Here is a 20602-nt window from a genome sequence, read left to right as displayed (position 1 = left end):
CGGGGTCAGAGGCCGCCGGGGAGACGACCGGGAGCGAGCCGGTGGTGCGGGTCGAGGTGCTGCTTGGCCGCGTGCAACCGGGGCAGGACCGGCAGGTCACCCCAGAGGTCGACGCCCTGCCGGACGGCGGTTGGCGCGGCCAGCACCACGCAGCGGCCCTCGCGGGCCAGGAGCACCTGCCGGACCGCGGTGAGGATCGAGGCCACCCGGTCCACGGGTGTGCCGCCGGGCAGCACGGCATGGGCCACGCCGAGGCCGACCGAGCCGCGTACCGGCACCGGGGCACCCACCGCGTCCCGCAGCGCGTAGATGGCGGCGTGCAGGTCGGTGAGGGGGACGTCGACCCGGAGCGCGATGTCGTCCGGCCGGAACGGATAGTGCCGCCACCACTCGGGTGGGGAGTCGGCGACGGTGGCCCCCTCACCGAGCAGCCTGGTCAGGTGGCGGGCCCGCTCGGCCACGTCGGCCGGGCCTCCCTCCAGGAGCATCACCAGGTCACCGGCGGCGGGTGGGGTGGACCGCCCGGTCCTGGGCATCGGGCCGGAACGCGCCGAGCCGGCCGGATGGGCGGCCCGTCCGGAACCGGCCGGGTGCGCGGCTCTGGCCGAGCCCGCCGGGTGGCCCGACCAGGCGGGGCCGGAGACGGGGGTACGGGGTGTCGGCGGCCGGCGCACGGCGGGCAGGTCCAGCTCGATCGCGGCGGGGCGGAGCCCGGCCGACAGCACGGCGCGGATCAGCTCGTGCACCTCCAGCGGCGTCCAGACCGGCCGGGTGACCCAGGCACGGCGGGGCGGCAGGGGCCGGGCCCGCAGGGTGGCCGAGACGAGCACGCCGAGCCCCCCGTGCGATCCGCAGAGCAGCCGGGCCAGCTCGGGGCCGGCCTCGTCGCCGCCGGCCTCGACCAGTTCCCCGTCGGCGGTCAGGTAGCGCAGGTCGACGAGTTGGTCGCCCGGGGTGCCGTACCGCAGGCGCAGCGGACCGGCCTCGTCGGCGGCGAGCACACCGCCGACGGTCGCCCCGGGCGACGGGGCGTCCAGCGCCAGGCGCCGGCCCGTCCGCTCCAGCGCGGCCTGCACGGCGCGCAGCGGGGTGCCCGCGCCGATCTCGACCACCGATCCGGACGGGTCGGAAACGCTCTCGCCCCGGCGGTGCCGGCCTTCGGCCCGCCCGACCGGCCGGCCGGCTCCGGCGGGCCCGGACCGGGCGGGACCGGTCGTCCCGTGCCAGCCGGGGCCGCCCGGCGAGCGGATGCCGGCGAGCCGGCCGGTGTCGAGCATGATGTCCACCCGCTCCGGCGGGGCACCCCAATCGATCTTGGTGCCGGCACCCCGGGGCACGACGGTCAGGTCGTGCGTGGCGGCCAGCCGCAGCACCTCGGCGGCGGCGCGGGCGTCGCCCGGCACCGCCACCCAGCCGGCCAGCCGTCCGGCGACCTCGTCGGCCGGGCCGGCGGGACGGGCGAAGGACGGACCGCAGATCTCGACGAGCCGACGCGTGATGTCGGTCGAACCGGAACGGTGGGCCGAAGGCAGGGATCCCGACATGGCGGCAATCGTACATGTGTACGAACACTCGTGGGGCGAAACCGGGCATCGGCGCGTGACCCGGTCCCGGCATCCCGGCCGGTAACGTGGCGGAGTGACCACCGAGACCCCCGCGCCCGTCGCCAAGCGCGTCCCCACCGAGCGTGTCCACCACGGTGACACCGTCGTCGACGAGTACGCCTGGCTCGCCGACAAGGACGCGCCGGAGACCATCGCCCACCTGACCGCCGAGAACAGTTACACCGAGGCGCGCACCGCCCACCTGGCGGACCTGCGCGCCGCCCTGTTCGAGGAGACCCGGCGGCGCACCCAGGAGACCGACCTCTCGGTGCCCGCACGCAAGGGCGGGTACTGGTACTACAGCCGCAGCGTCGAGGGCCAGCAGTACGGCATCCAGTGCCGCCGGCCGGTCCGCGACGGCGAGACCGAGCCCCCGGTCAGCGTCGACGGCGCGCCCCTGGAGGGGGAGGAGGTGCTGCTCGACGGCAACCAGCTCGCCGAGGGGCACGACTTCTTCTCCCTGGGCGCGTACGACGTCAGCCCCGACGGGCGCTGGCTGGCGTACTCGACGGACTTCGCCGGGGACGAGCGGTACACGCTGCGGGTCAAGGACCTCACCACCGGCGAGGTGCTCGCCGACGAGGTGCCGGACACCTTCTACGGCACCGCCTGGTCCGCCGACGCCTCCGTCCTCTTCTACGTCACGGTGGACGAGTCGTGGCGGCCGAACCGGGTGTGGCGGCACACCATCGGCACCCCGGCCAGCGAGGACGTCGTCGTCCACGAGGAGCCCGACGAGCGGTTCTGGGTGGGCGTCGAGCTGACCCGCTCCGAGCGGTTCATCCTGATCGACATCCACAGCAAGATCACCAGCGAAGTGCTGGTCATCCCGGCCGGCAACCCGACCGGTGAGCCCGCCGTCATCGCCCCGCGCCGGCAGGGCGTCGAGTACTCCGTCGAGCACCACGGGCACCGTTTCCTGATCCTGCACAACGACGGCGCGGAGGACTTCGCGCTGGCGTACACCTCGGCGGACGCGCCCGGCGACTGGGTGCCGATGATCGAACACGCCCCCGGCACCCGGCTGGAGTCGGTCGACGCCTTCGCCGACCACCTGGTCATCTCGCTGCGCAGCGACGGGCTCACCGGCCTGCGCGTGCTCACCGACGGCAGCACCGACTGGTACGACATCGACTTCCCGGAGCCGCTCTACAGCGTCGGCCTCGACGCGAACCCGGAGTACCGCACCGGACGGATCCGGTTCCGCTACAGCTCGCTGGTCAGCCCCGACTCGGTCTACGACTTCGACCTGGTGACCCGCGAGATGATCCTGCGCAAGCGGAAGCCGGTGCTGCCCGGCCCGGACGGACGGGAGTACGACCCGGCCGAGTACGAGCAGCACCGCGACTGGGCCCTCGCCGACGACGGCACCCGCGTCCCGATCTCGCTGGTCTGCCGGGCCGGCACCCCGAAGGACGGCTCCGCCCCCTGTCTGATCTACGGATACGGCTCGTACGAGGCGAGCATCGACCCGTGGTTCTCCATCCCCCGGCTCTCCCTGCTGGACCGGGGCGTGGTGTTCGCGGTCGCGCACATCCGGGGCGGCGGTGAACTGGGCCGACGCTGGTACGAAGAGGGCAAGCTGCTGGCCAAGAAGAACACCTTCACCGACTTCGTGGCCTGCGCCCGGCACCTGGTCAAGGCGGGCTGGACGGCTCCGGACCGGCTGGTCGCCCGGGGCGCGTCCGCCGGTGGCCTGCTGATGGGCGCGGCGGCGAACCTCGCCCCGGACGCGTTCACCGGCGTCGTCGCGCAGGTGCCCTTCGTGGACGCGCTCACCAGCATCCTCGACCCGTCGCTGCCACTGACCGTCACCGAGTGGGAGGAGTGGGGCAACCCGCTGGCCGACCCGGAGGTGTACGCCTACATGAAGTCGTACACCCCGTACGAGAACGTCGCGCCCGTCGACTACCCGGCGATCCTGGCGGTGACCAGCCTCAACGACACCCGGGTGCTCTACCACGAGCCGGCCAAGTGGATCGCGCGACTGCGCGCGGTCGCGCCGCAGGGCGACTACCTGCTCAAGACCGAGATGGGTGCCGGGCACGGCGGCCCGAGCGGACGGTACGACGCCTGGAAGGAGGAGGCGTTCATCCACGCCTGGATCCTCGACCGCCTCGGCCGCCGCTGAGCTGTCAACAGCCGAGCAGGACGGGGGGCCGGGCGGGTGCGCTCCTACTCAGGTGGGGCGGAGAGTGCGGTGGTGAGCACGTCCGGGTCGACGTTGCCGCCGCTGACCACCGCGACGGTCCGACCGGCCGGCAGCTCGTCGGCGTGGAACAGCCGGGCGGCGAGCGCCACCGCGCCGCTCGGCTCGGCCACCAGCCGGGCGTCCCGGGCCAGCCGTCCCATCGCCGCGCGGATCTCCTCCTCGGTGACCGTGAGGATGCCGTCGAGGCGAGCCCGCAGGTGAGCGAAGGTCAGCGGGGACAGCGGCAGCCGTAGCCCGTCGGCGCAGGTCCGGTAGGTGCGTTCCTCGCCCCAGACCACCACCTCGCCCGCCGCGAGCGAGTCCCGCGCCTCGGCGGCCAGCGCCGGTTCCACCCCGACCACCACGGCGGACGGGCGCACCGCGCGTACCGCCGTGGCGACCCCGGAGGAGAGTCCACCGCCGCCCACCGGCACCAGCACCACGTCCACGTCGGGCAGGTCCTCGACGATCTCCAGCCCGACCGTGCCCTGACCGGCGATGACCCGCCGGTCGTCGAAGGGCGGCACCAGCACCGCGCCGGTCGCGGCGGCGATCCGGTCGGCCTCGGCGCCCCGCCGTTCCCGGGGTACGAGCACCACCTCGGCCCCGAGCGCCCGCATCTGGTCGACCTTGACCGTGGGCGCGCCCTCCGGCACCACCACGATGCAGGGAACCCCGGCCGCCCGGGCCGCGTACGCGAGGGCCTGGCCGTGGTTGCCGGAGGAGTGGGTGACCACACCGCGCGCCCGTCGGGCAGGGTCGAGGCAGGCCACCGCGTGCGCCGCGCCCCGCAGCTTGAACGAGCCGACCGGTTGCAGGCTCTCCGGCTTCAGCCACAGCCGGTCGTCCCACCGGGTGGGCAGCAACGGGGTACGCAGCACGGTCGGCGCGATCGCACGGGCGGCGGCGCGGATGTCGGCGAGCGAGACCAGGTCCATCCCGCCATCCTGCCCGGTGGACGGGCTACCCGGGTCAGCCCACCGACGGCCAGGCCGGGTCGCGACCGGTCAGACCGAGCAGGCGGGCGAGGTCGTCGCCGGTGTCGGCGGGCTCCACCACCGCGCCGAACACGCCCCGCTCGCGGGCAGTCGGCGCGAGCCGGGCGACCAGGCCGAGCAGTTCGGCCACCACGGCGGGATCGGCCTGGTACGGCTGGCCGGTCGACCGGGCCAGGTCCCACCCGTGCACCGTCAGGTCGAGCAGCAGCATGCCCCCGACGACCTCCTGCGGCATGCCCATCCCTGGGGACACCCCCTCCAGGGCGGACGGCTCCGACCAGGCGCCGATGACGCGCTCGGTCTCGACACCGAACCGGTCCCGCCAGTCGCCGGTGAGCAGGTCCGGCTGCTCCGACCAGTCGGCGGGGCGTCGGGCGGCCAACTCCTGGAAGTTGACCACCACCTGGAACAGGTGGCCGAGCAGGTCGCGTACGGCGTACTCCCGACACGGGGTGGGCAGGTCGAGCTGGTCGTCGGAGATGCCCCGGACCACCGCCACGGTCTCCGGGGCGGCGGCGGTCAGCAGGTCACTAGTCTTTGTCGCCATACGGGCAGCGTATGAGGGTGGTCTTGAAGGAATGCGACACGAGCCACGGAACGACAGCCGGGGCATCCTCGACCCGGACCGGCTCCGCCGCGAGCTGCGTTTCCGCCGGCACCTGCCCGCCGCTCCGCTACGCCGGTACGTCGAGCACTACTGGTTCGTCGACTGGGCGGTGACCGGGGCGTTCGAGCAGCGGGTGGTACCGCACCCGGCGGTGAACCTGGTGTTCCGGCAAGACGACGGCGAGGACTCGGACGGCTCCGACGGCGGGGGTTCCGGCTCGGTCGAGGTCGCCGGCGTCGGGCAGCGCCTCTTCTCGATCACTCTGACCGGCGCCGGCCGGGTCTGCGGCGTCCAGTTCCGGCCGGGCGGGTTCCGGCCGTTCTGGCGGCGACCGGTCGCCGAGCTGACCGACCGTCGGCTTCCCCTCGTGCCGGCACCCGACCCGCTCGGAATCTGCGCCGGCGATGACGACGACCGACGCCGGGCGCTCGACGAGTTCCTCCTCGGCTTAGCACCGGAGCCGGATCCGTCGGCCGACGAGGCGATGCGCCTGGCCGACGAGATCCGTACCGACCGGGGCATCCTCCGGGTGGACGACCTGGCCCGCCGGCACGGTGTCTCCACCCGCCGCCTCCAGCGCCTCTTCCTCGAGTACGTCGGTGTCGGACCGAAGTGGGTGATTCGGCGCTACCGGCTACAGGAGGCGATCGAACGGGCCGCCGCCGGCCCGCCGGACTGGTCGACGCTCGCCGTCGACCTCGGCTACAGCGACCAGGCCCACCTGGTCCGCGACTTCACCGCCGTCACCGGCGTCAGCCCGACCGCCTACGTCCGCTCACTGCACACCGGATAGCAAGGGCCGGGCGGTTGCAGGGGTCCCGTCCTACCGCCTGGTGATGAGCAGGGGTCCCCGGCTACCACAAAACGCCGTGCAGGGGTCCCCTGCCACCACACGATGCCACCCTCAGTGGCGGCGGCGGAGGGCAAGCACGGCGACGTCATCGTGGATCTCCGAGGGGGCGAGTTCGCGCAGCAGGCGGGCGCAGAAGGCGTCCAGGTCCGGCTCGACCCGGGCGGCTTGCGCGGCCAGGGCGGCCAGTCCCTCGTCGATGGTGGTGTCCCGGCGCTCGATCAACCCGTCGGTGTAGAGCACCAGCGTCGCCCCGGCCGGCACCACGAACTCCAGGTCCGGCGGGCGGGCTGCCCGGACCCCGAGCAGTGGGGCGGTGTGCTGGAGGAACTCCACCCGCCCGTCCACCGCGAGCAGCGGTGGCAGGTGGCCGGCGCTGGCCATCCGGACCTCACCGGTGTCCGGTTCCAGCAGCAGCACGCAGATGGTGGCCAGCTCGTACGGGAGCAGTCGCCGCATCAGCTCGTTGACCCGGTGCAGGATCTCCCCCGGCTGGTGTCCCTCGACCGCGTACGCGCGCACCGCGTGGCGCAGTTCGGCCATCACCGTGGCGGCGTGCAGCGAGTGCCCGGCGACGTCACCGATCGCCATCAGCAGGTGCCCGTCGAGCATCACCAGTTCGTAGAAGTCGCCGCCCACCTCGGTCTGCGCGCTCGCCGGCTCGTACCGCACGGCGAGGTCCAGGCCGTCGATCGTCGGAATGCGGCGCGGCAGCAGGCTGCGCTGGAGGGTGACCGCGATGCGGTGTTCCTCGTCGTAGGAGCGTTGCGCCTCGACGGCCGCCGCCACCGCCTGGGCGAGTTGCACCAGCACCGGCATGCCCGGCACCTGCACCCCGGCCGGCACCACCACGTAGAGCGGGGCGCGGTCCTCCCGCAGCCGGGCCGCGGCGACCGCCAGCCGGTCGTCGGCCGGCCAGGCGGTCAGGTCCCAGTCGGACGGCTCGTCGATGCGCACCGTCGTGCCGGTCGGCACCCCGGTGTCGTCCACCGTCCACGGGACGACGCTGCCCGCCCCGCCGGGGCCGGGGCAGACCCCGGCCATGCAGTCCCCGTCGAAGGTCTCGGCCACCACTGCGGCGGGGGTACGGAAGATCTCCGCCGCGCCCACGGCCGCCTCCTCCAGCAGGCGGGTGAAGGTCGGCGCGGCGTGCACCGCGACGGTGGTCTCGGCCAGCCGGGCGAGCCGCTCGGCGAAGAGTTCGGCCCGTCGGCGGGCCCGGTAGTAGCGCAGTACCGCGTGGGCGGTGGCGACCAGTTCGTCCGGTTCGATCGGCTCGGCGAGGTACGCGTCCGCGCCCCGGGTCAGGCCCTGTGCCCGGTCGACCACGTCGATGGCGTGGGCGGAGACGTGGATGACCGGCAGGGCCGGCTGGCTGGCCTTGATCCGTTCGCACACCTCGAACCCGCTCATGTCGGGCAGGCGTACGTCGAGCACCACCAGTTCGACCGGGTCGTTCCCGACCCGCTCCAGCGCCTCCTTGCCGGTCTCCGCCTCCCGCACCTCGAAGCCGGCCCGGGTCAGCCAGCTCACCAGCAGGTAGCGCTTGGTGCGACTGTCGTCGACCACCAGCACTGTCGCGGGACCGCCGTCCACCGTCACACCCCGTCCACGGGGAGGTCCAGGGTGAACGCGCTGCCCCGGCCGGGCTCGCTGGTCACGCCCAGGCTGCCGCCGAGCAGCATGGCCAGCCGCCGGGCGTACGGCAGGCCGAGGCCGGTGCCGACGCCGCTGGCGCTCCCGGGCACCTGGTAGAACTCCTCGAAGATCCGTTCGTGCTGGTCCGGCGCGATGCCGACGCCGGTGTCCGAGACGACGATCCGCCACCGGCCGTCGACCAGGTCGGCGCGCATCCGCACCTCGCCGGTCTCGGTGAACTTGAGCCCGTTGTGCAGCAGGTTACGCAGCACCCGGGTCAGCAGGGTCTCGTCCGACCGCAGCGTCGCCGGGGCCGGCGGCTCCTCGACCACCAGTTCCACCCCGGGCCGGTTGGCCAGCGCCCGCAGCGTGCCCCGGAGCTGGCCGAAGACCACCCGCAGGTCGACCTCCGTCCAGTCCGGCTCGATCCGGCCGGACTCGGCCTTGGCCAGGTCCAGCAGGTCGTTGACCAGGACCAGCAGGTCGGTGGCGGAGGAACGGATCAGCCCCACCTGGCGGGCCTGCTCACCGGTGAGCGGGTCCGAGGCCGAGTCGGCGAGCAGCCGGGCCAGCCCGATGACCGCGGTGACCGGGGCGCGCAGCTCGTGGCTGACGTTGGCCAGGAACCGGCTCTTCGACTCGCTGGCCGCCTTGAGCTGCGCCGACTTCTCGTCCAGTTCGGCGTAGAGCGCCACCACGCCCCGGTTGGTCTCCTCCAGCTCCTCGGAGAGCTGGTTGTAGAGCGCGAGCACGCCCCGGTTGGTCTCCTGGAGTTCGTCGTTGAGCACGGCCAGCTCGTCACGATGGCTGCGTACCTCGTCGAGGGCGGCGATGAGCTGCTCGTTCTGGAGGGTGAGTTCGTCCAGTGCGCTGACCGGCGCGCTCTGCGCGAGCTGGGCACGCAGTTCGGCGAGACGCTGCGGGGTCAGCGCCTCCGCGTTCGCCGGGATGCGTCGGGACATCCTTATGACGGTAACCCCATCGGCCGGTGTCAGCTCCAGAGTGTCGACCAGCCGGGCCACCGAGCCGGAGGTCGGCTCGTACCCGGCCGGGCCGAACGGTCGCAGCGGGGCGAGGTCGACCCGCAGGACCCGGCGCCCCTCGTCCATCCCGACGACGTAAAACGCGACGTCCGCGCCGGTGACGCTGTGCACCAGGTCCCGGGCGACCTCGCTGAGCGCGGTGGCGAGGCGGATCTGGTCCTGGTACTCCAGACCGACGGCGGTGGCCACCTCCCGGCCCCGTTGCCGCAGCACGAAGATGTCGGGCTCGGCGCGGAGCGCCATCTGCAACAGCGGGGCGGTGAGGGGACTGGTCATGCCGGGGTCCGGACGACGAGGACCCCGGCGTCGTCGCGTCGTACGCCGTAGTCGCGCAGGATGGTGGCGGCGGTCAGCAGCGGGGCCCGGTCGGTGAGCCCCGGGTACTCGGTGAGCTGCCAGCGGTCGGTGATCCCGTCGGTGTGCATGACCAGCAGGGCGTCCCCGCCGAACGGGTACTCGTACTCCCGAACCGTGGGGCGCTGGTGGCCGGCGATGCCGGGAAGCGAGACCAGCCCGCGTCGCCGGCCGTGCTCGACCACGGCGGCGGCGATGTTGCCCAGTCCCGCGTAGCGCAGCTGCCCGGCCGACGGCTCCAGCTCGGCGACGGCGAGCGCGGCGCCCCGGGTGTGCGACATCGACCGGTGCAGGTGCTCCACCACGGCCTTCGGCGATCCGGTGGGTGCGGAGCGGAAGGCGGCGACGGCGGCCTCGGACGCGGCGGCGGCCAGCGGACCGTGTCCGAGCCCGTCGCAGAGCAGCACCTGCGGACGCCCGTCGGCCAGCCGCACGGCGAAAGCGTCGCCGCACCGCTCCTCCCCGGTCAGCGGCCGGGTGATGCCGGCCGCCCATCCGGGGGACGGTACGGCCGACGGCCAGACCTGCACGGCGAGCACCGTGCCCCGGCCGGACCGCGAATAGCCGTCGTACCAGCTGGCCTGCCGGGCGATCGCGCCGAGGCCGATACCGAGGGTGCCGGTGGTGGAGTGCCCGTCCCGGGAGGAGACGGTCAGGTCGGCCATGCCGGGCCCGGAGTCGACGGCGACCATTTCCACACCGGCCTCGCCGCCGCGCCGCGCCGGACGGAGCAGGAGCACCCCGTCCTGGGCGTGCTTGACCAGGTTGCTGGTCAGCTCGGCGGCGACGATCGCCAGGTCGGCGGTGCGCCGGGCGCCGAGATGCAGCTGCCCGCCGAGCCGCTCGGCGGCCCGGCGCACCGCGCTGGCCGCGCTGCTCGTCTCCACCCGGAACCAGAGGCCCTGGTCGGAGACGGGTTCCGTGGTCATCGGGACCACTTGGTCACGGTGATCCGCGTGCCCTTGCCCACTGCGGTCTGGATGTCGAACTCGTCGACCAGGCGGCGGGCCCCGCTGAGCCCGAGCCCGAGGCCGCCGCCGGTGGTGTAGCCGTCGGTGAGGGCCAGGTCGAGGTCGGCGATACCCGGACCGGAGTCGGCGAAGACGATCCGCACCCCGCGTCGTACGCCGTTGTCGACGCATGTCACCTCGACGTCGCCGCCACCGCCGTAGACCAGTGTGTTGCGGGCCAGCTCACTGGCGGCGGTCACCAACTTGGTCTGGTCGACCAGGGAGAGCTTGACGGCGACCGCCACGGTACGCACCAGCTGGCGGACACGGACCACGTCCTCGTCGCTCCGGATCGCCTGCGCCTGCGGGCGGCCCAGGTCGATACCGGTGGTCATGGTGATGTCGCCGGCTCGGTGTCGGCGGCATCGAAGCCGAGGTCGTCGTCCTCGGCCCGGGCCGCCGCGATGAGTTCGATTCCGCGTTCGACGTTCAGCGCGGTCCGGATGCCGTTGAGGGACAGGCCCAGCTCCACCAGGGTGATGGCGACCGCCGGGCGCATCCCGACCACCACGGTCTCGGCGTCGAGGACCTTGGAGATGGACGCGATGGTGGAGAGCATCCGACCGATGAACGAGTCGACGATGTCCAACGCGGTGATGTCGATGATCACCCCGTGGCAACCGGTCTCGACGATCCGTTCGGCCAGGTCCTCCTGTAGTTGCAGGGCGGTCTGGTCCTCCATGTCGACCTGGATGGAGACCAGCAGGATGTCACCGATCTTGAGGACCGGCACCCGCTCCATCAGGCCTCCCGGCGTACGCGGCGGTTGGCGGCGTTGTCGACGCCGGAGAGCCGCAGCACGTGGCGCAGGGCGTCGGCGAGACTGGCCTTGGTGGCGATGTCACCGAACTCGATGCCGAGCGCCACGATGGTCTGGGCGATCTGCGGCCGGATACCGGAGATGATGCAGTCCGCCCCCATCAGCCGGGCGGCCACCACGGTCTTCAGGATGTGCTGGGCGACCTGGGTGTCCACCGCCGGCACGCCGGTGATGTCGATGATCGCGTACGGCGAGCCGGTGTCGACCAGGGTCTGGAGCAGCCGCTCCATCACCACCTGGGCTCGGGCCGAGTCGAGCGTGCCGACCAACGGCACGGCGACCACGCCCTCCCAGAGCTTGACCACCGGGGTGGAGAGTTCGAGGAGCTGCTCGGCCTGGTCGGCGATCAGGCTCTCCCGGGTGCGGACGTAGCTCTCGAAGGTGAACAGCCCCATCTTGTCGATGAGATTGGAGAAGTCCACGAAGTCGCGGAGCCGGGTGCCGTCGTCGGGGAGGCCATCCATCAGCTCCAGCAGCACGTCCTTGAGGGCGTAGATGCTGACCGCCGTCTCGGTGGCGGTGAAGCCCTGCCGGGCGCGGCCCCGGGACAGCTCGGCGAGCACGGCCCGCAGCTCGGCGGCCCGCTCCGACTCCAGGTCGATGACACCGCCCTCGCCGGCGACGACCATGCCACGGTGCAGGTCCTGCACCTGGCTACGGAGCTCCGCATGGCTGAGGCGGCCCCGCAGCGAGGCCGCGATCGCCTCCGTCCAGCGCTGCGTGAGCTGCTCGGCATGCTCCGTGAGCAGGCCGGCGAGCCGTCCGCTTGCTTCCGTGCTCAGCGCCATCGGACTCCCCCTCCACCCAAACCGGGCGGACTCTATCACCGGACCTGGTAAGACTAGTTGTCGCAGAGCAAAGAACTGACGCCCGCCCCTGCGGAACGGCTCCCGTTCTGCGTGGCACCCCGCCGGTGGGATACGGTTCCACCGACTACAGGAGGTCTGGCGGATGTCGTTGACGGTGCACACGGAACAGCGCGGCGACGTGGTCGTGGTGTCGGTCGCGGGCGAGCTGGACATGGCAACCGCCCCCCAACTCCAGGACCAGATCACCGACCTGCTCGACAAGGGGCGCAGCCGGCTGGTGTTCGACCTGGCCGAGGTCTCGTTCTGCGACTCGACCGGGCTGTCGGTGTTCGTACGCGCCAAGAACAACTGCGACGAGGCCGGTGGCGAGGTGCGACTCGCCGCACCGCAGCGCGGTGTGCTGCGCATCCTCGAGGTCAGCGGACTGGTCGAGGTGCTGCAGACGTACCCGACGGTCGACGAGGCGGTGGCGGGGGAGCCGACCCCGGCCTCCTGAACCACCACCACCCCGCGCGCCATCCGTCGACTCACTCGTCCTCGATGTAGCGGGGACGGGCGATCGCCAGTCCGGCGACGGTCTGCACGACCAGGGCGACCAGCAGGAAGGCGATCGGCACCTGCCAGCCCCCGGTCGCCTCGTAGAGGATGCCGACGAGCAGCGGGCCGAGCCCGGCCATCACGTACCCGGTGCTCTGCGCGAACGCCGACAGCTGCACCGTTCCCTCGGCCGTGCGCGCCCGCAGGCCGATAGTGGTCAGGATCAGCGGGAACGCGCCCTGGCCGATGGCCAGGAGGAGCACCCAGAGCAGCGCCAGGTCGTGCGGCGCGAACGCCAGACCCAGGTAGGACAGGGTCGCCGACAGGGACAGGAAGAGCACCAGCGGGCGCAGGGTGCGCAGCCGGGTGGCGATGGCGGGCATGACCAGGGCCACCGGCACCCCGAACGCGGTCACCCCGGCGAGCAGCAGCCCGGCGTCCTGCGGCTGGTAGCCGGCGTCCCGGAAGAGTTGGGCCAGCCAGCCCATCACCACGTACCCGCTGAGCGACTGGGCCCCGAAGTACACCGCCATGGCCCACCCGAGCCGGGTGCGTTCCGGCCGGATCCGCGACCGGGCGGACACCTGCGCCGTCCGTCCCGCCCGCCGCGCGGCGGCCCGGGCCCGCAGCGCCAGCGGCACCCACGGGAGTACGGCCACTGCGGCCAGCCCGGCCCAGACCCCAAGGCCGACCCGCCACGACCCGAACGCGTGGGCCACCGGCACCGCCGAGGCGGCGGCCACCGTCGTGCCGAGGGTCAGGGCCACCGTGTACGCCCCGGTGACCAGCCCGGTGCGATGCGGGAAGTACTGCTTCACCAGCATCGGCAGCAGGATGTTCGCCACCGCGATCCCGGCCAGCGCGAGCGCGCTGGCGACCAGGAAGACCAGGGCCGAGCCGGTGAGGACCCGCAGCAGCTGCCCCAGGGCGAGGGTGATCATCGCCACCACCAGCACCCGGGCCGGAGCGACCCGCCGGACCAGCCACGGAGTGAACGCGCCGAACACGGCGAACGCGATGGTGGGCAGCGTGGTCACGAACCCGGCCATCGCGCCGGAGAGCGCCAGGCCGGTACGGACCTCGTCGAGGAGCGCGCCGAGGCTGGTGATGGCGGCCCGCAGGTTGAGCGCGACCAGGAGCATCCCGGCGAGCACCAGCAGCCCGCCGGTCCCGGGCCGGGCCGGGGTGGGGGCGGGAACGGCGGCCGGTGCGCCGGAAGTCCGGTCGGCGGGTGTCGCCGGGGGGATGTCGGAGGCCACGTCGGGTCCCGCGAGGGCGGCTGTTGGCGGGGTCATGAGCTCGAACCTACAATCATGGGATGAATTTCCGGCGTGGGTTGTAACCAGTGACACCGTCCGGCCATTCCCCGCCCGTGCCGCCGCGCGGCCGGCGGGTGAGCGAAACGATCGAGCAGCTCAGGGCTCGGATCCTCGGCGGGGAGTGGCCACTGGGCGGACGGATCCCGACCGAGCCGCAGCTCGTCGCCGCCCTCGGTGTGGGGCGGAACACCGTCCGGGAGGCGGTCCGCGCGCTGGTGCACGCCGGGGTGCTGGAGCCCCGCCAGGGCTCCGGCACGTACGTGGTGTCGACCGACGAGCTGGCCCCGGTGGTGGCCCGCCGACTCACCGACGACCGGATGGCGGAGGTGGTCGAGGTCCGCCGCGCCTTCGAGGTGGAGGCCGCCCGACTGGCCGCGATCCGGCGTACCCCGGAGGATCTGGCGGCGCTCGACGCGGCGCTGGCCGAGCGGGAGGCGGCCTGGCACGACGGCCGGTTCGAGGAATTCGTCGAGGCCGACGCCCGGCTGCACGTCGTGGTGGTGGCCGCCGCCCACAACGCCATGCTCGCCGAGCTGTACGCCTCGGTGGGCGCCGCGATGCGGGCCTCCGTCGCCCAGGCGATCGGCGCCCTGGAACCCGATCGGTACGTCGACCACAGTCGCCTGGTGGCGGCGATCCGGGCGGGCGATCCGGCCCGGGCGGCGCACGAGGCGGGCGCGTTCCTGGAGCGCCGGGCCAGGGCATAGGTTGTCCGGGATCGAGCACCGGACAGCGGGAGTGGCAGATGTTCAAGGGGTTCAAGGACTTCATCATGCGCGGCAACGTCGTCGACCTGGCGGTCGGCGTCGTCATCGGCGCCGCGTTCACCGGCGTGGTCACGCAGCTCACCAAGTCGTTCCTGGAGCCCTTCGTACGGGTCCTCATCGTGCTGATGACCGGCAACGAGAAGGGCATCGAAGGATCGACCGCAAAGTTCCGGGGCATCGAGTTCGACTACGTGGCCTTCGTGAACGCCCTGATCACGTTCCTGCTCACTGCGGCGGCGCTCTACGTCCTCGTGGTCTACCCGATGAACAAGCTCGCCGAGCGGCGCAAGCGGGGCGAGGAGCCGCCGCCGAAGGCGCCCAGCGAGGAGGTCAAGCTGCTCACCGAGATCCGGGACGCCCTGCTCGCCGCCGGGCACACCACCCCCGGGCAGCAGCGCGGCGCGCTCGACGACGTGCTCGGCCGCCGGCCGGAGCCGCCGACCGCACGCTGATCCGACCACGCACACCGGCCCCCGCGGGATTCCCGCAGGGGCCGGATCCTTTCGTACGCATGTTCGATACAGTGCCGCCATGGAGCAGCGAAAGCACTGGTGGAACGGCAGGTGGGGGCGGCTGGCCCGACGGGACGTCTTCCTCCGGGTGGACGCCGACCGGTGGCACGTCGAACAACGCGCCGGCGGCGCCGAGGGCGTCTCCCGGTTCTACGAGTACGACAGCGCCGAGGAGGCGGAGGAGACGGTCCGGGCCCTGCTCGACGGCACCGACACCTGGCGGGAGCTCTCCCCCCGTCCGCCCCGCGTTTAGCCGGACGCCGGGCCGGGAACCGCGCCAGCATGACGCGACAGGACACGGACGCGCAGACGGTCATCGGACGGGTCACCACCGGCATGCGGGTCGTCGACGCGACCGGCACCGAGGTCGGCACGGTGGACCTCGTCCAGCGCGGAGACCCGAACGCGGTGACCGTGGAGGCACCGACCGCCGACCCGGGCAGCAGCCTCGACGAGCTGATCGAGTCCGCGGCAGCCGAGGAACCGGACGTGCCGGCCGATCTGGCCGCTCGGCTGCTGCGCAGCGGCTACCTCAAGATCACCACCCCCGGCTGGGCGGTCTACGCACTCGCCGAGCAGATCGCCGACGTCGCCGACCAGCAGGTACGCCTCACCGTCCCCGCCACCGACCTCGCCCGCGAGGAGTAGGCCGCCAGGTCCACCCGTCCGGCAGGTGGGGACTCCGCCACCGGGGACGGGCACCCACCGCATACGGAGTGTCAGGCGGGCGCATGTCACCCATCCGGAGCATCAGGCGGGCGGGCCAGGACATGGGGCACCGCGTCCTTTGGAGCTGCCCGCACAGACGGGGCAGCCGGGCGGAACGCCTTCCGGCCCCGTCCGACCCTGGCCCCATCCGCCTCGGGCCCGCCCGCCCCTGGCCCCGCCCGACTCGGGCCCCATTCGACACTGGCCACGACACCGCCCGGCCCGACGCAGCCCCGACCCGGAAAACGCCTCTGCCCTCGTGCTGGCCCTGGCAGGTCCCGGGCGACCCCGTCGGGCGCCCGTGCAGGCCGGTGCCCTCGCCGAGGTCCGCGCGACCGAGCAGAAATTCCGGTGCCCGTGCCGAGGCCCTACGACCGAATAGGGGCTGGCGGGTGACCGGCTGCGGGCTCAGCGGTTCAGTCGCGCCGTGCCCCGTCTGTGCGGGCAGCTCCAAAGGAGCACTCCGATGCGTCCTCACCCTCCCGCGTCTCCCGCTCCGTCCGCGTTCCCTGCTCCTGACTCTGCCCCGGCCTCGCTACGGTGCCGACCGGACAGCCCGGCGACGTGGAGCGGGGTGAGGACGGGCCCACCTGCGGGGAGGAAGACCGGCCCGCCTGCGGGGAGGTGGCCGGGTCCACCTGCGGGGATCTGGCCGGGTCCACCTGCGGGAGGGAAGACGGATCCGCCGGCTGGGAGGCGGCCTGGTCAGGGGTCTCGCGGTCGGACGGCTCCGACCCGGCAGCGCCGTCGGGGTGCTTCCGCTCTGCGGGACGGCTCTGCGGGACGGGGCGCGCACGCTGGGGGAATGGCCTGCGGCGGAAGAGGAGCCGCATCGCGCCACCGGCCAGCAGCCCCCAGAAGGCACCGCCGATCCCGAGCAGGGTGACCCCGGCGGCGGTGACCACGAACGTGACCACCGCCGCCTCGCGGGCGTCCGGCTCGGCGACGGCCGTGGTCAGGGCCGTGGCCAGTGCGCCGAGCAGCGCCAGGCCGGCGACCGCCTCGATCAGTACCGGGGGCGAGAGCAGGACCAGCGTGGTGGCCACCCCCGCGCCGAGGCCGAGCAGGGCCAGCCCGACGCCGGCGGTGACCGAGGCGATCCAGCGCCGGTCCGGGTCGGGATGGGCGTCCGGGCCGGCGGCGAGCGCGGCGGTGATCGCCGCCAGGTTGACCGCGTGCCCGCCGACGGGCGCGGCGGCCACGCTGGCCAGCCCGGTGACCCGTAGCGCGGAACCGAACGGTGGACGGTAGCCGTATCCGGTGAGCACCGCCATGCCCGGTACGTTCTGCGCCGCCATGGTGACCAGGAACAGCGGCACCGCCAGTCCGGCCAGGGCCGGCAGGCTCCAGGCCGGTGGCGTCGGGTCGAACGCCGGCCAGAGCCCGGTGCCCCCGAGCCGACCGGACGGAGTGGTCAGCGCGATCGCCGCCACCGCGACGACGAGCGCGCCCGGCACCGCCCAGCGGCGGGCGAACCGGTGCAACAGGAGCCAGACCACCACCACCGGCCCGGCGAGCGCGGGCACCTCGACCAACGCCCGGACCGGTGCCGTGCAGAGCGGCAGGAGGACGCCGGCCAGCATCGCGCCCGCGATCGGTTTCGGGATCGCTGCGACCGCACGGCTCAGCGGAGGAAAGAGACCGGCGGCCACGACCAGCAGGCCGGACACCACGAACGCGCCGACCGCCGCCGGCCAGCCACCCGCCACCGGACCGGTCGCCACCAGCAACGCGGCACCCGGCGTGGACCAGGCGACGCTCATCGGCAACCGGTGCCGCAGTCCGAACCAGACGGCGCTGGCCCCGGACACGACGCAGACCGCGAGCAGTCCCGAGGCCGCCTGCGACTCGGTGGCACCGACGGCCCGGAGCCCGGCCAGGACCACGGTGAACGAGCTGGCGAAGCCGACCAGGGCGGTCACCACGCCGGCCAGCACGGGTTGCAGGACGCCGGCCATTCCGTCTCCCTCCACGACCGTTCCGTATACGGAACGGTGGCGTGATGCACGATAGCGGCATGCCGACCGCCGACCGACCACCGGCCCCCCAGCCGGAAGCCGCCGACCCCGGGCACCCCGAGGAGGGTGCCGCCGCCATCGGCCGCCGGGTCCGGCTCCTCCGGGAGGAACGGGGCATCTCGCTCTCCGCCCTGGCCCGGTCGGCCGGGGTCGGCAAGGCCACCCTCTCCGGGCTGGAGAACGGCACCCGCAACCCCACCCTGGAGACGCTCTACGCGGTGACCGCGCAGCTCGGCGTACCCCTGGGTGCGGTGCTGGCCGGACCGGCGAGCGCGCCCTCGGTGCGCGGCGCCGCGGTGCGCGCCACCCTGCTCGAAGTGTTCACCGAGGCCGGGGCGACCTACGAGCTGTACCGGATGCGGGTCGCTCCCGGCCCGGGCCAGGTCTCACCCCCGCACCGGCCCGGGGTCACCGAGCACGTCACGGTCTTCGCGGGCGTGCTCCGCGCGGGCCCGGTGGACGCGCCGATGACCGCCGCCGCAGGCGGGCATCTGCGCTGGACGTCGGACGTACCGCACTGCTACGTCGCGGTCGGTGACGAGGAGGTCGCCGCTGGCCTCCTGTTGCGTTACCCCCGCGACTGACCCCGGCGCGGCTCCGCAGTCCGTCCAACCTGGATCTCGGACGGCGCGCCGAGGACCTGACCGGGCGCCCCCGGCCAGGTCCGGCTCCGCTCGGCGACGCCACGCCGTTGGAGGGCGGCAGTGGGTGGAGACGTGGATGTGGTCTTCTTGGCAGACTTCACCTATGACGCTGATCCTCCGCTCGGCCATTCTGAACGACGTCGGCCTGGTCCGGGCCAACAACGAGGACTCCGCCCTCGCCGGGGAACGGCTGGTCTCGGTGGCGGACGGGATGGGTGGACTGCCGGCCGGGGAGGTCGCCAGTGAGATCGTCATCCGGATCCTGGACGAGCTGATACCCCCAGAGGCGCCGGACGAGGCGGAGAACGCGCTCCGCGCCGTCGTGCAGACCGCCAACCAGCGCATCCGTGCCGCCATCGACGCCGACCCGGCGCGCGAGGGCATGGGCACCACGCTGACCGCCGCGCTGCTCGCGGGGGACGTCCTGGTCGTCGCCCAGGTCGGCGACTCCCGGTGCTACCTGCTCCGGGAGGGGGCGCTGCACCAGCTCACCAAGGACGACACCTTCGTCCAGGCGCTCGTGGACCAGGGGGCGCTGACCCCCGCCGCCGCCCGCCAGCATCCGCAGCGTGCCCTGGTCACCCGGGCGGTCCAGGGGGTCGACGCGCCCCCGTCGGTCGCCCGGTACACCGTCCTGCCCGGCGACCGGCTGCTGCTGTGCAGCGACGGGCTCTCCGACTACGTCGACGACGGCACGGTCGCGAACACCGTGTTCACGTACGGGGACCGGCAGCAGTGTGCCGAGCAGCTGGTGAAGCTGGCCCATCAGGCGGGCGCACCGGACAACGTCACGGTCGTGGTCTCCGACGTCACCGAGGTCTGAACCGGCGACGGGGCGAATCGAGTTGCGGGGCTCCGGGACCGGGGTTGGGATGGACGGATGAATATCCGCCGTCTCACCCCCGGGGAACGCCTGACCACCAGCTTCCCGCTCCAGGCGTACTCCTTCGACGAGACGCCCCGCCCGGCGGACGACGCCGAGTCGATGCGGGACTGGCTGCCGTACCAGGAGGGCAACCGCACGCTCGTCGCCGAGACGGACGGCACCACCCTGGCCTGCGCCTCCGCCATCCCCATGCGGCAGAACCTGCGCGGCACCGTACTGCCGATGGCCGGGGTCGCCGGACTTGCCAGCCACCCGCTCGCCCGCCGTCAGGGACACGTCCGGGAGCTGATGCACCAACTGCTCGACGAGATGCGCGACGAGGGGCATGTACTCTCCGCGCTCTACCCGTTCCGACCCTCGTTCTACGGACGGCTCGGCTACGTCGGCCTCCCCGCGCCGCGTACCGCCATGTTCCCCCCGGACGACCTCGCCGAGCTGCTACGCGTGGAGCTGCCGGGCGAGCTGGTCTGGCAACGGACCGGCGCCGGGTACGACGAGTACGCCGCCTTCCACGACCGCTGCCTGGTCCAGCGGCACGGCTTCGCGGTCCTTCCCGAGTACCGCCGGGTCCGGGTGCGCGAGGACGACAACCGCTGGCTGGTGACCGCGCGGGTCGACGGGGTGACCGAGGGCCTGCTCACGTACCGGATCGACGGCTACGGCGGCACCCTGGAGGGCGGTCATCTGCTCGCCGTCAGTCCTCTCGCCCGCGCGCTGCTGTTGCAGTTCCTCGCCCGGCACGTCGACCAGGTGGAGCGGGTGAGCGTGGTGGTCGCCCCGGACGACCTGCCCGAACTCTGGGCCACCGACCTGGGGGTGGTCTGCGAGACCCGGGTGACCCGCCCGGACGAGTCCGCCCCGATGGCCCGGGTGCTCTCGATGGACGCGCTGGCCGGCCTGCCAGCCGGAGCCGGGTGCTGTCGGGTGGAGCTGACCGGGGACCGCTGGCTCGCCGGGACGTACCTGCTGGACGGGACGACCGGGCAGATGGAGATCCGGTCCGGGGCGTCCCTCGGCGCGGTCGACCCGCCGTCCGCCACGCTCACCGCCGCCGGTCTCTCCGCCCTGGCGTACGGGGCGCTCGACCCGGCCGAGGTGGTGGTGCGGGGGCTCGGTGACATGCCGATCGACGCGATGCTGGAGTTGCGCCGCCTCTTCCCGCGCGAGCTGCCGTACCTCTGCGCCGGCTTCTGACCCGTTCCGGCACCCGCCCGACGGGGCAGACCGGACGGGTGCCGGAATGGTCGCAGGCGGGTGGCTGGGGACTCCTGGCGACCGCCGCCCTCA

21 protein-coding genes are annotated in these 20602 nt (G+C 73.4%); 10 read left to right on the top strand and 11 right to left on the bottom strand.

Annotated elements, in window-relative coordinates; genetic code table 11:
- Nucleotides 1-5: 5 nt before the first annotated feature.
- Nucleotides 6-1544, bottom strand: a complete 1539-nt coding sequence (locus ACIBJE_RS10530) for an FAD-binding protein (protein ID WP_396746068.1) — start codon at nucleotides 1542-1544, stop codon at nucleotides 6-8.
- 94 nt (nucleotides 1545-1638) lie between these two features.
- Here ACIBJE_RS10530 and ACIBJE_RS10525 point away from each other — a divergent pair, with 94 nt between their 5' ends.
- On the top strand, nucleotides 1639-3735 hold the full coding sequence (locus tag ACIBJE_RS10525) for a S9 family peptidase (protein WP_396746065.1): 2097 nt from the start codon (nucleotides 1639-1641) through the stop codon (nucleotides 3733-3735).
- Nucleotides 3736-3779: 44 nt separating this feature from the next.
- Here the strand turns inward: ACIBJE_RS10525 and ACIBJE_RS10520 are convergent, their stop codons facing one another.
- Together ACIBJE_RS10520 and ACIBJE_RS10515 are read right to left on the bottom strand one after the other, a co-directional pair.
- Complete coding sequence (locus tag ACIBJE_RS10520; RefSeq protein ID WP_396746062.1) at nucleotides 3780-4733, bottom strand: threonine/serine dehydratase; 954 nt, start codon at nucleotides 4731-4733, stop codon at nucleotides 3780-3782.
- Between the two features lie 34 nt (nucleotides 4734-4767).
- Nucleotides 4768-5340, bottom strand: a complete 573-nt coding sequence (locus ACIBJE_RS10515) for a TIGR03086 family metal-binding protein (RefSeq protein ID WP_396746059.1) — start codon at nucleotides 5338-5340, stop codon at nucleotides 4768-4770.
- A 31-nt stretch (nucleotides 5341-5371) separates the two neighbouring features.
- On the opposite strand from ACIBJE_RS10515, the gene ACIBJE_RS10510 reads away from it, so the two are divergent.
- Nucleotides 5372-6193: a DUF6597 domain-containing transcriptional factor gene (locus tag ACIBJE_RS10510; protein WP_396746056.1), complete on the top strand. Its 822-nt coding sequence runs from the start codon at nucleotides 5372-5374 to the stop codon at nucleotides 6191-6193.
- Between the two features lie 111 nt (nucleotides 6194-6304).
- On the opposite strand, the gene ACIBJE_RS10505 is transcribed toward ACIBJE_RS10510, so the two are convergent.
- From ACIBJE_RS10505 to ACIBJE_RS10480, 6 genes are read right to left on the bottom strand one after another with little or no spacing between them, the layout of a single operon-like run.
- Nucleotides 6305-7846 carry a SpoIIE family protein phosphatase gene (locus tag ACIBJE_RS10505; protein ID WP_396746053.1) on the bottom strand — a complete coding sequence of 514 codons (1542 nt, stop codon included), beginning with the start codon at nucleotides 7844-7846 and terminating at the stop codon, nucleotides 6305-6307.
- Between the two features lie 2 nt (nucleotides 7847-7848).
- On the bottom strand, nucleotides 7849-9207 hold the full coding sequence (locus ACIBJE_RS10500; RefSeq protein WP_396746050.1) for a sensor histidine kinase: 1359 nt from the start codon (nucleotides 9205-9207) through the stop codon (nucleotides 7849-7851).
- Nucleotides 9204-10214 (bottom strand): SpoIIE family protein phosphatase, encoded by a 1011-nt coding sequence (locus tag ACIBJE_RS10495; RefSeq protein WP_396746047.1) that lies wholly within the window; start codon nucleotides 10212-10214, stop codon nucleotides 9204-9206. The genes ACIBJE_RS10500 and ACIBJE_RS10495 overlap by 4 nt, the downstream gene beginning before the upstream one ends.
- Complete coding sequence (locus tag ACIBJE_RS10490; RefSeq protein WP_396746044.1) at nucleotides 10211-10630, bottom strand: ATP-binding protein; 420 nt, start codon at nucleotides 10628-10630, stop codon at nucleotides 10211-10213. Before ACIBJE_RS10490 ends, ACIBJE_RS10495 begins: the two co-directional genes overlap by 4 nt.
- Nucleotides 10627-11037 carry an STAS domain-containing protein gene (locus ACIBJE_RS10485; protein ID WP_396746041.1) on the bottom strand — a complete coding sequence of 137 codons (411 nt, stop codon included), beginning with the start codon at nucleotides 11035-11037 and terminating at the stop codon, nucleotides 10627-10629. The genes ACIBJE_RS10490 and ACIBJE_RS10485 overlap by 4 nt, the downstream gene beginning before the upstream one ends.
- Complete coding sequence (locus tag ACIBJE_RS10480; RefSeq protein WP_396746038.1) at nucleotides 11037-11903, bottom strand: STAS domain-containing protein; 867 nt, start codon at nucleotides 11901-11903, stop codon at nucleotides 11037-11039. The genes ACIBJE_RS10485 and ACIBJE_RS10480 overlap by 1 nt, the downstream gene beginning before the upstream one ends.
- 163 nt (nucleotides 11904-12066) lie before the next feature.
- Here ACIBJE_RS10480 and ACIBJE_RS10475 point away from each other — a divergent pair, with 163 nt between their 5' ends.
- Complete coding sequence (locus tag ACIBJE_RS10475) at nucleotides 12067-12420, top strand: STAS domain-containing protein (protein ID WP_396746035.1); 354 nt, start codon at nucleotides 12067-12069, stop codon at nucleotides 12418-12420.
- Between the two features lie 31 nt (nucleotides 12421-12451).
- Here ACIBJE_RS10475 and ACIBJE_RS10470 read toward each other — a convergent pair whose 3' ends face one another.
- Nucleotides 12452-13756 carry an MFS transporter gene (locus ACIBJE_RS10470; protein WP_396746032.1) on the bottom strand — a complete coding sequence of 435 codons (1305 nt, stop codon included), beginning with the start codon at nucleotides 13754-13756 and terminating at the stop codon, nucleotides 12452-12454.
- Between the two features lie 50 nt (nucleotides 13757-13806).
- On the opposite strand from ACIBJE_RS10470, the gene ACIBJE_RS10465 reads away from it, so the two are divergent.
- The 4 genes from ACIBJE_RS10465 to ACIBJE_RS10450 all read left to right on the top strand — a co-directional run bounded on the left by ACIBJE_RS10465 (nucleotide 13807) and on the right by ACIBJE_RS10450 (nucleotide 15707).
- On the top strand, nucleotides 13807-14487 hold the full coding sequence (locus tag ACIBJE_RS10465; RefSeq protein WP_396746029.1) for a FadR/GntR family transcriptional regulator: 681 nt from the start codon (nucleotides 13807-13809) through the stop codon (nucleotides 14485-14487).
- Nucleotides 14488-14525: 38 nt separating this feature from the next.
- The gene (gene mscL / locus ACIBJE_RS10460; RefSeq protein WP_396746026.1) at nucleotides 14526-14999 is read left to right on the top strand and encodes a large conductance mechanosensitive channel protein MscL; all 474 of its coding nucleotides are present in this window, start codon (nucleotides 14526-14528) and stop codon (nucleotides 14997-14999) included.
- A gap of 79 nt (nucleotides 15000-15078) precedes the next feature.
- Nucleotides 15079-15312 carry a hypothetical protein gene (locus ACIBJE_RS10455; RefSeq protein ID WP_396746023.1) on the top strand — a complete coding sequence of 78 codons (234 nt, stop codon included), beginning with the start codon at nucleotides 15079-15081 and terminating at the stop codon, nucleotides 15310-15312.
- A gap of 29 nt (nucleotides 15313-15341) precedes the next feature.
- Entirely contained in the window at nucleotides 15342-15707 is a 366-nt protein-coding gene (locus ACIBJE_RS10450; protein ID WP_396746020.1) for a hypothetical protein, read from the top strand.
- Nucleotides 15708-16183: 476 nt separating this feature from the next.
- Here ACIBJE_RS10450 and ACIBJE_RS10445 read toward each other — a convergent pair whose 3' ends face one another.
- Nucleotides 16184-17740: a benzoate/H(+) symporter BenE family transporter gene (locus ACIBJE_RS10445; RefSeq protein WP_396746017.1), complete on the bottom strand. Its 1557-nt coding sequence runs from the start codon at nucleotides 17738-17740 to the stop codon at nucleotides 16184-16186.
- Between the two features lie 44 nt (nucleotides 17741-17784).
- Between ACIBJE_RS10445 and ACIBJE_RS10440 the strand changes: the two genes are divergently transcribed.
- The 3 genes from ACIBJE_RS10440 (at nucleotide 17785) to eis (ending at nucleotide 20509) form a co-directional block, all read left to right on the top strand.
- On the top strand, nucleotides 17785-18369 hold the full coding sequence (locus ACIBJE_RS10440; protein WP_396746014.1) for a helix-turn-helix domain-containing protein: 585 nt from the start codon (nucleotides 17785-17787) through the stop codon (nucleotides 18367-18369).
- A gap of 163 nt (nucleotides 18370-18532) precedes the next feature.
- The gene (locus tag ACIBJE_RS10435) at nucleotides 18533-19252 is read left to right on the top strand and encodes a PP2C family protein-serine/threonine phosphatase (protein ID WP_396746011.1); all 720 of its coding nucleotides are present in this window, start codon (nucleotides 18533-18535) and stop codon (nucleotides 19250-19252) included.
- Nucleotides 19253-19309: 57 nt separating this feature from the next.
- The gene (gene eis, locus ACIBJE_RS10430) at nucleotides 19310-20509 is read left to right on the top strand and encodes an enhanced intracellular survival protein Eis (RefSeq protein ID WP_396746008.1); all 1200 of its coding nucleotides are present in this window, start codon (nucleotides 19310-19312) and stop codon (nucleotides 20507-20509) included.
- Nucleotides 20510-20602 lie beyond the last annotated feature (93 nt).

It is taken from the genome of Micromonospora sp. NPDC050187 (assembly GCF_044459745.1).
Classification (GTDB): Bacteria; Actinomycetota; Actinomycetes; order Mycobacteriales; family Micromonosporaceae; genus Micromonospora.
The sequence above is the reverse complement of the archived record's forward strand: the minus strand, read 5'-3'. Positions and strand labels throughout refer to the sequence as shown.

What these genes read in the sequence shown, in the direction of transcription:
- ACIBJE_RS10520 (WP_396746062.1), bottom strand. Translation starts at nt 4,733, where the DNA reads ATGGACCTGGTCTCGCTCGCCGACATCCGCGCCGCCGCCCGTGCGATC.
- ACIBJE_RS10490 (WP_396746044.1), bottom strand. Translation starts at nt 10,630, where the DNA reads ATGACCACCGGTATCGACCTGGGCCGCCCGCAGGCGCAGGCGATCCGG.
- ACIBJE_RS10440 (WP_396746014.1), top strand. Translation starts at nt 17,785, where the DNA reads ATGCCGACCGCCGACCGACCACCGGCCCCCCAGCCGGAAGCCGCCGAC.
- mscL (WP_396746026.1), top strand. Translation starts at nt 14,526, where the DNA reads ATGTTCAAGGGGTTCAAGGACTTCATCATGCGCGGCAACGTCGTCGAC.
- ACIBJE_RS10480 (WP_396746038.1), bottom strand. Translation starts at nt 11,903, where the DNA reads ATGGCGCTGAGCACGGAAGCAAGCGGACGGCTCGCCGGCCTGCTCACG.
- ACIBJE_RS10530 (WP_396746068.1), bottom strand. Translation starts at nt 1,544, where the DNA reads ATGTCGGGATCCCTGCCTTCGGCCCACCGTTCCGGTTCGACCGACATC.
- ACIBJE_RS10485 (WP_396746041.1), bottom strand. Translation starts at nt 11,037, where the DNA reads ATGGAGCGGGTGCCGGTCCTCAAGATCGGTGACATCCTGCTGGTCTCC.
- ACIBJE_RS10455 (WP_396746023.1), top strand. Translation starts at nt 15,079, where the DNA reads ATGGAGCAGCGAAAGCACTGGTGGAACGGCAGGTGGGGGCGGCTGGCC.
- ACIBJE_RS10495 (WP_396746047.1), bottom strand. Translation starts at nt 10,214, where the DNA reads ATGACCACGGAACCCGTCTCCGACCAGGGCCTCTGGTTCCGGGTGGAG.
- ACIBJE_RS10450 (WP_396746020.1), top strand. Translation starts at nt 15,342, where the DNA reads ATGACGCGACAGGACACGGACGCGCAGACGGTCATCGGACGGGTCACC.
- ACIBJE_RS10470 (WP_396746032.1), bottom strand. Translation starts at nt 13,756, where the DNA reads ATGACCCCGCCAACAGCCGCCCTCGCGGGACCCGACGTGGCCTCCGAC.
- ACIBJE_RS10510 (WP_396746056.1), top strand. Translation starts at nt 5,372, where the DNA reads ATGCGACACGAGCCACGGAACGACAGCCGGGGCATCCTCGACCCGGAC.
- ACIBJE_RS10435 (WP_396746011.1), top strand. Translation starts at nt 18,533, where the DNA reads ATGACGCTGATCCTCCGCTCGGCCATTCTGAACGACGTCGGCCTGGTC.
- ACIBJE_RS10475 (WP_396746035.1), top strand. Translation starts at nt 12,067, where the DNA reads ATGTCGTTGACGGTGCACACGGAACAGCGCGGCGACGTGGTCGTGGTG.
- ACIBJE_RS10515 (WP_396746059.1), bottom strand. Translation starts at nt 5,340, where the DNA reads ATGGCGACAAAGACTAGTGACCTGCTGACCGCCGCCGCCCCGGAGACC.
- ACIBJE_RS10500 (WP_396746050.1), bottom strand. Translation starts at nt 9,207, where the DNA reads ATGACCAGTCCCCTCACCGCCCCGCTGTTGCAGATGGCGCTCCGCGCC.
- eis (WP_396746008.1), top strand. Translation starts at nt 19,310, where the DNA reads ATGAATATCCGCCGTCTCACCCCCGGGGAACGCCTGACCACCAGCTTC.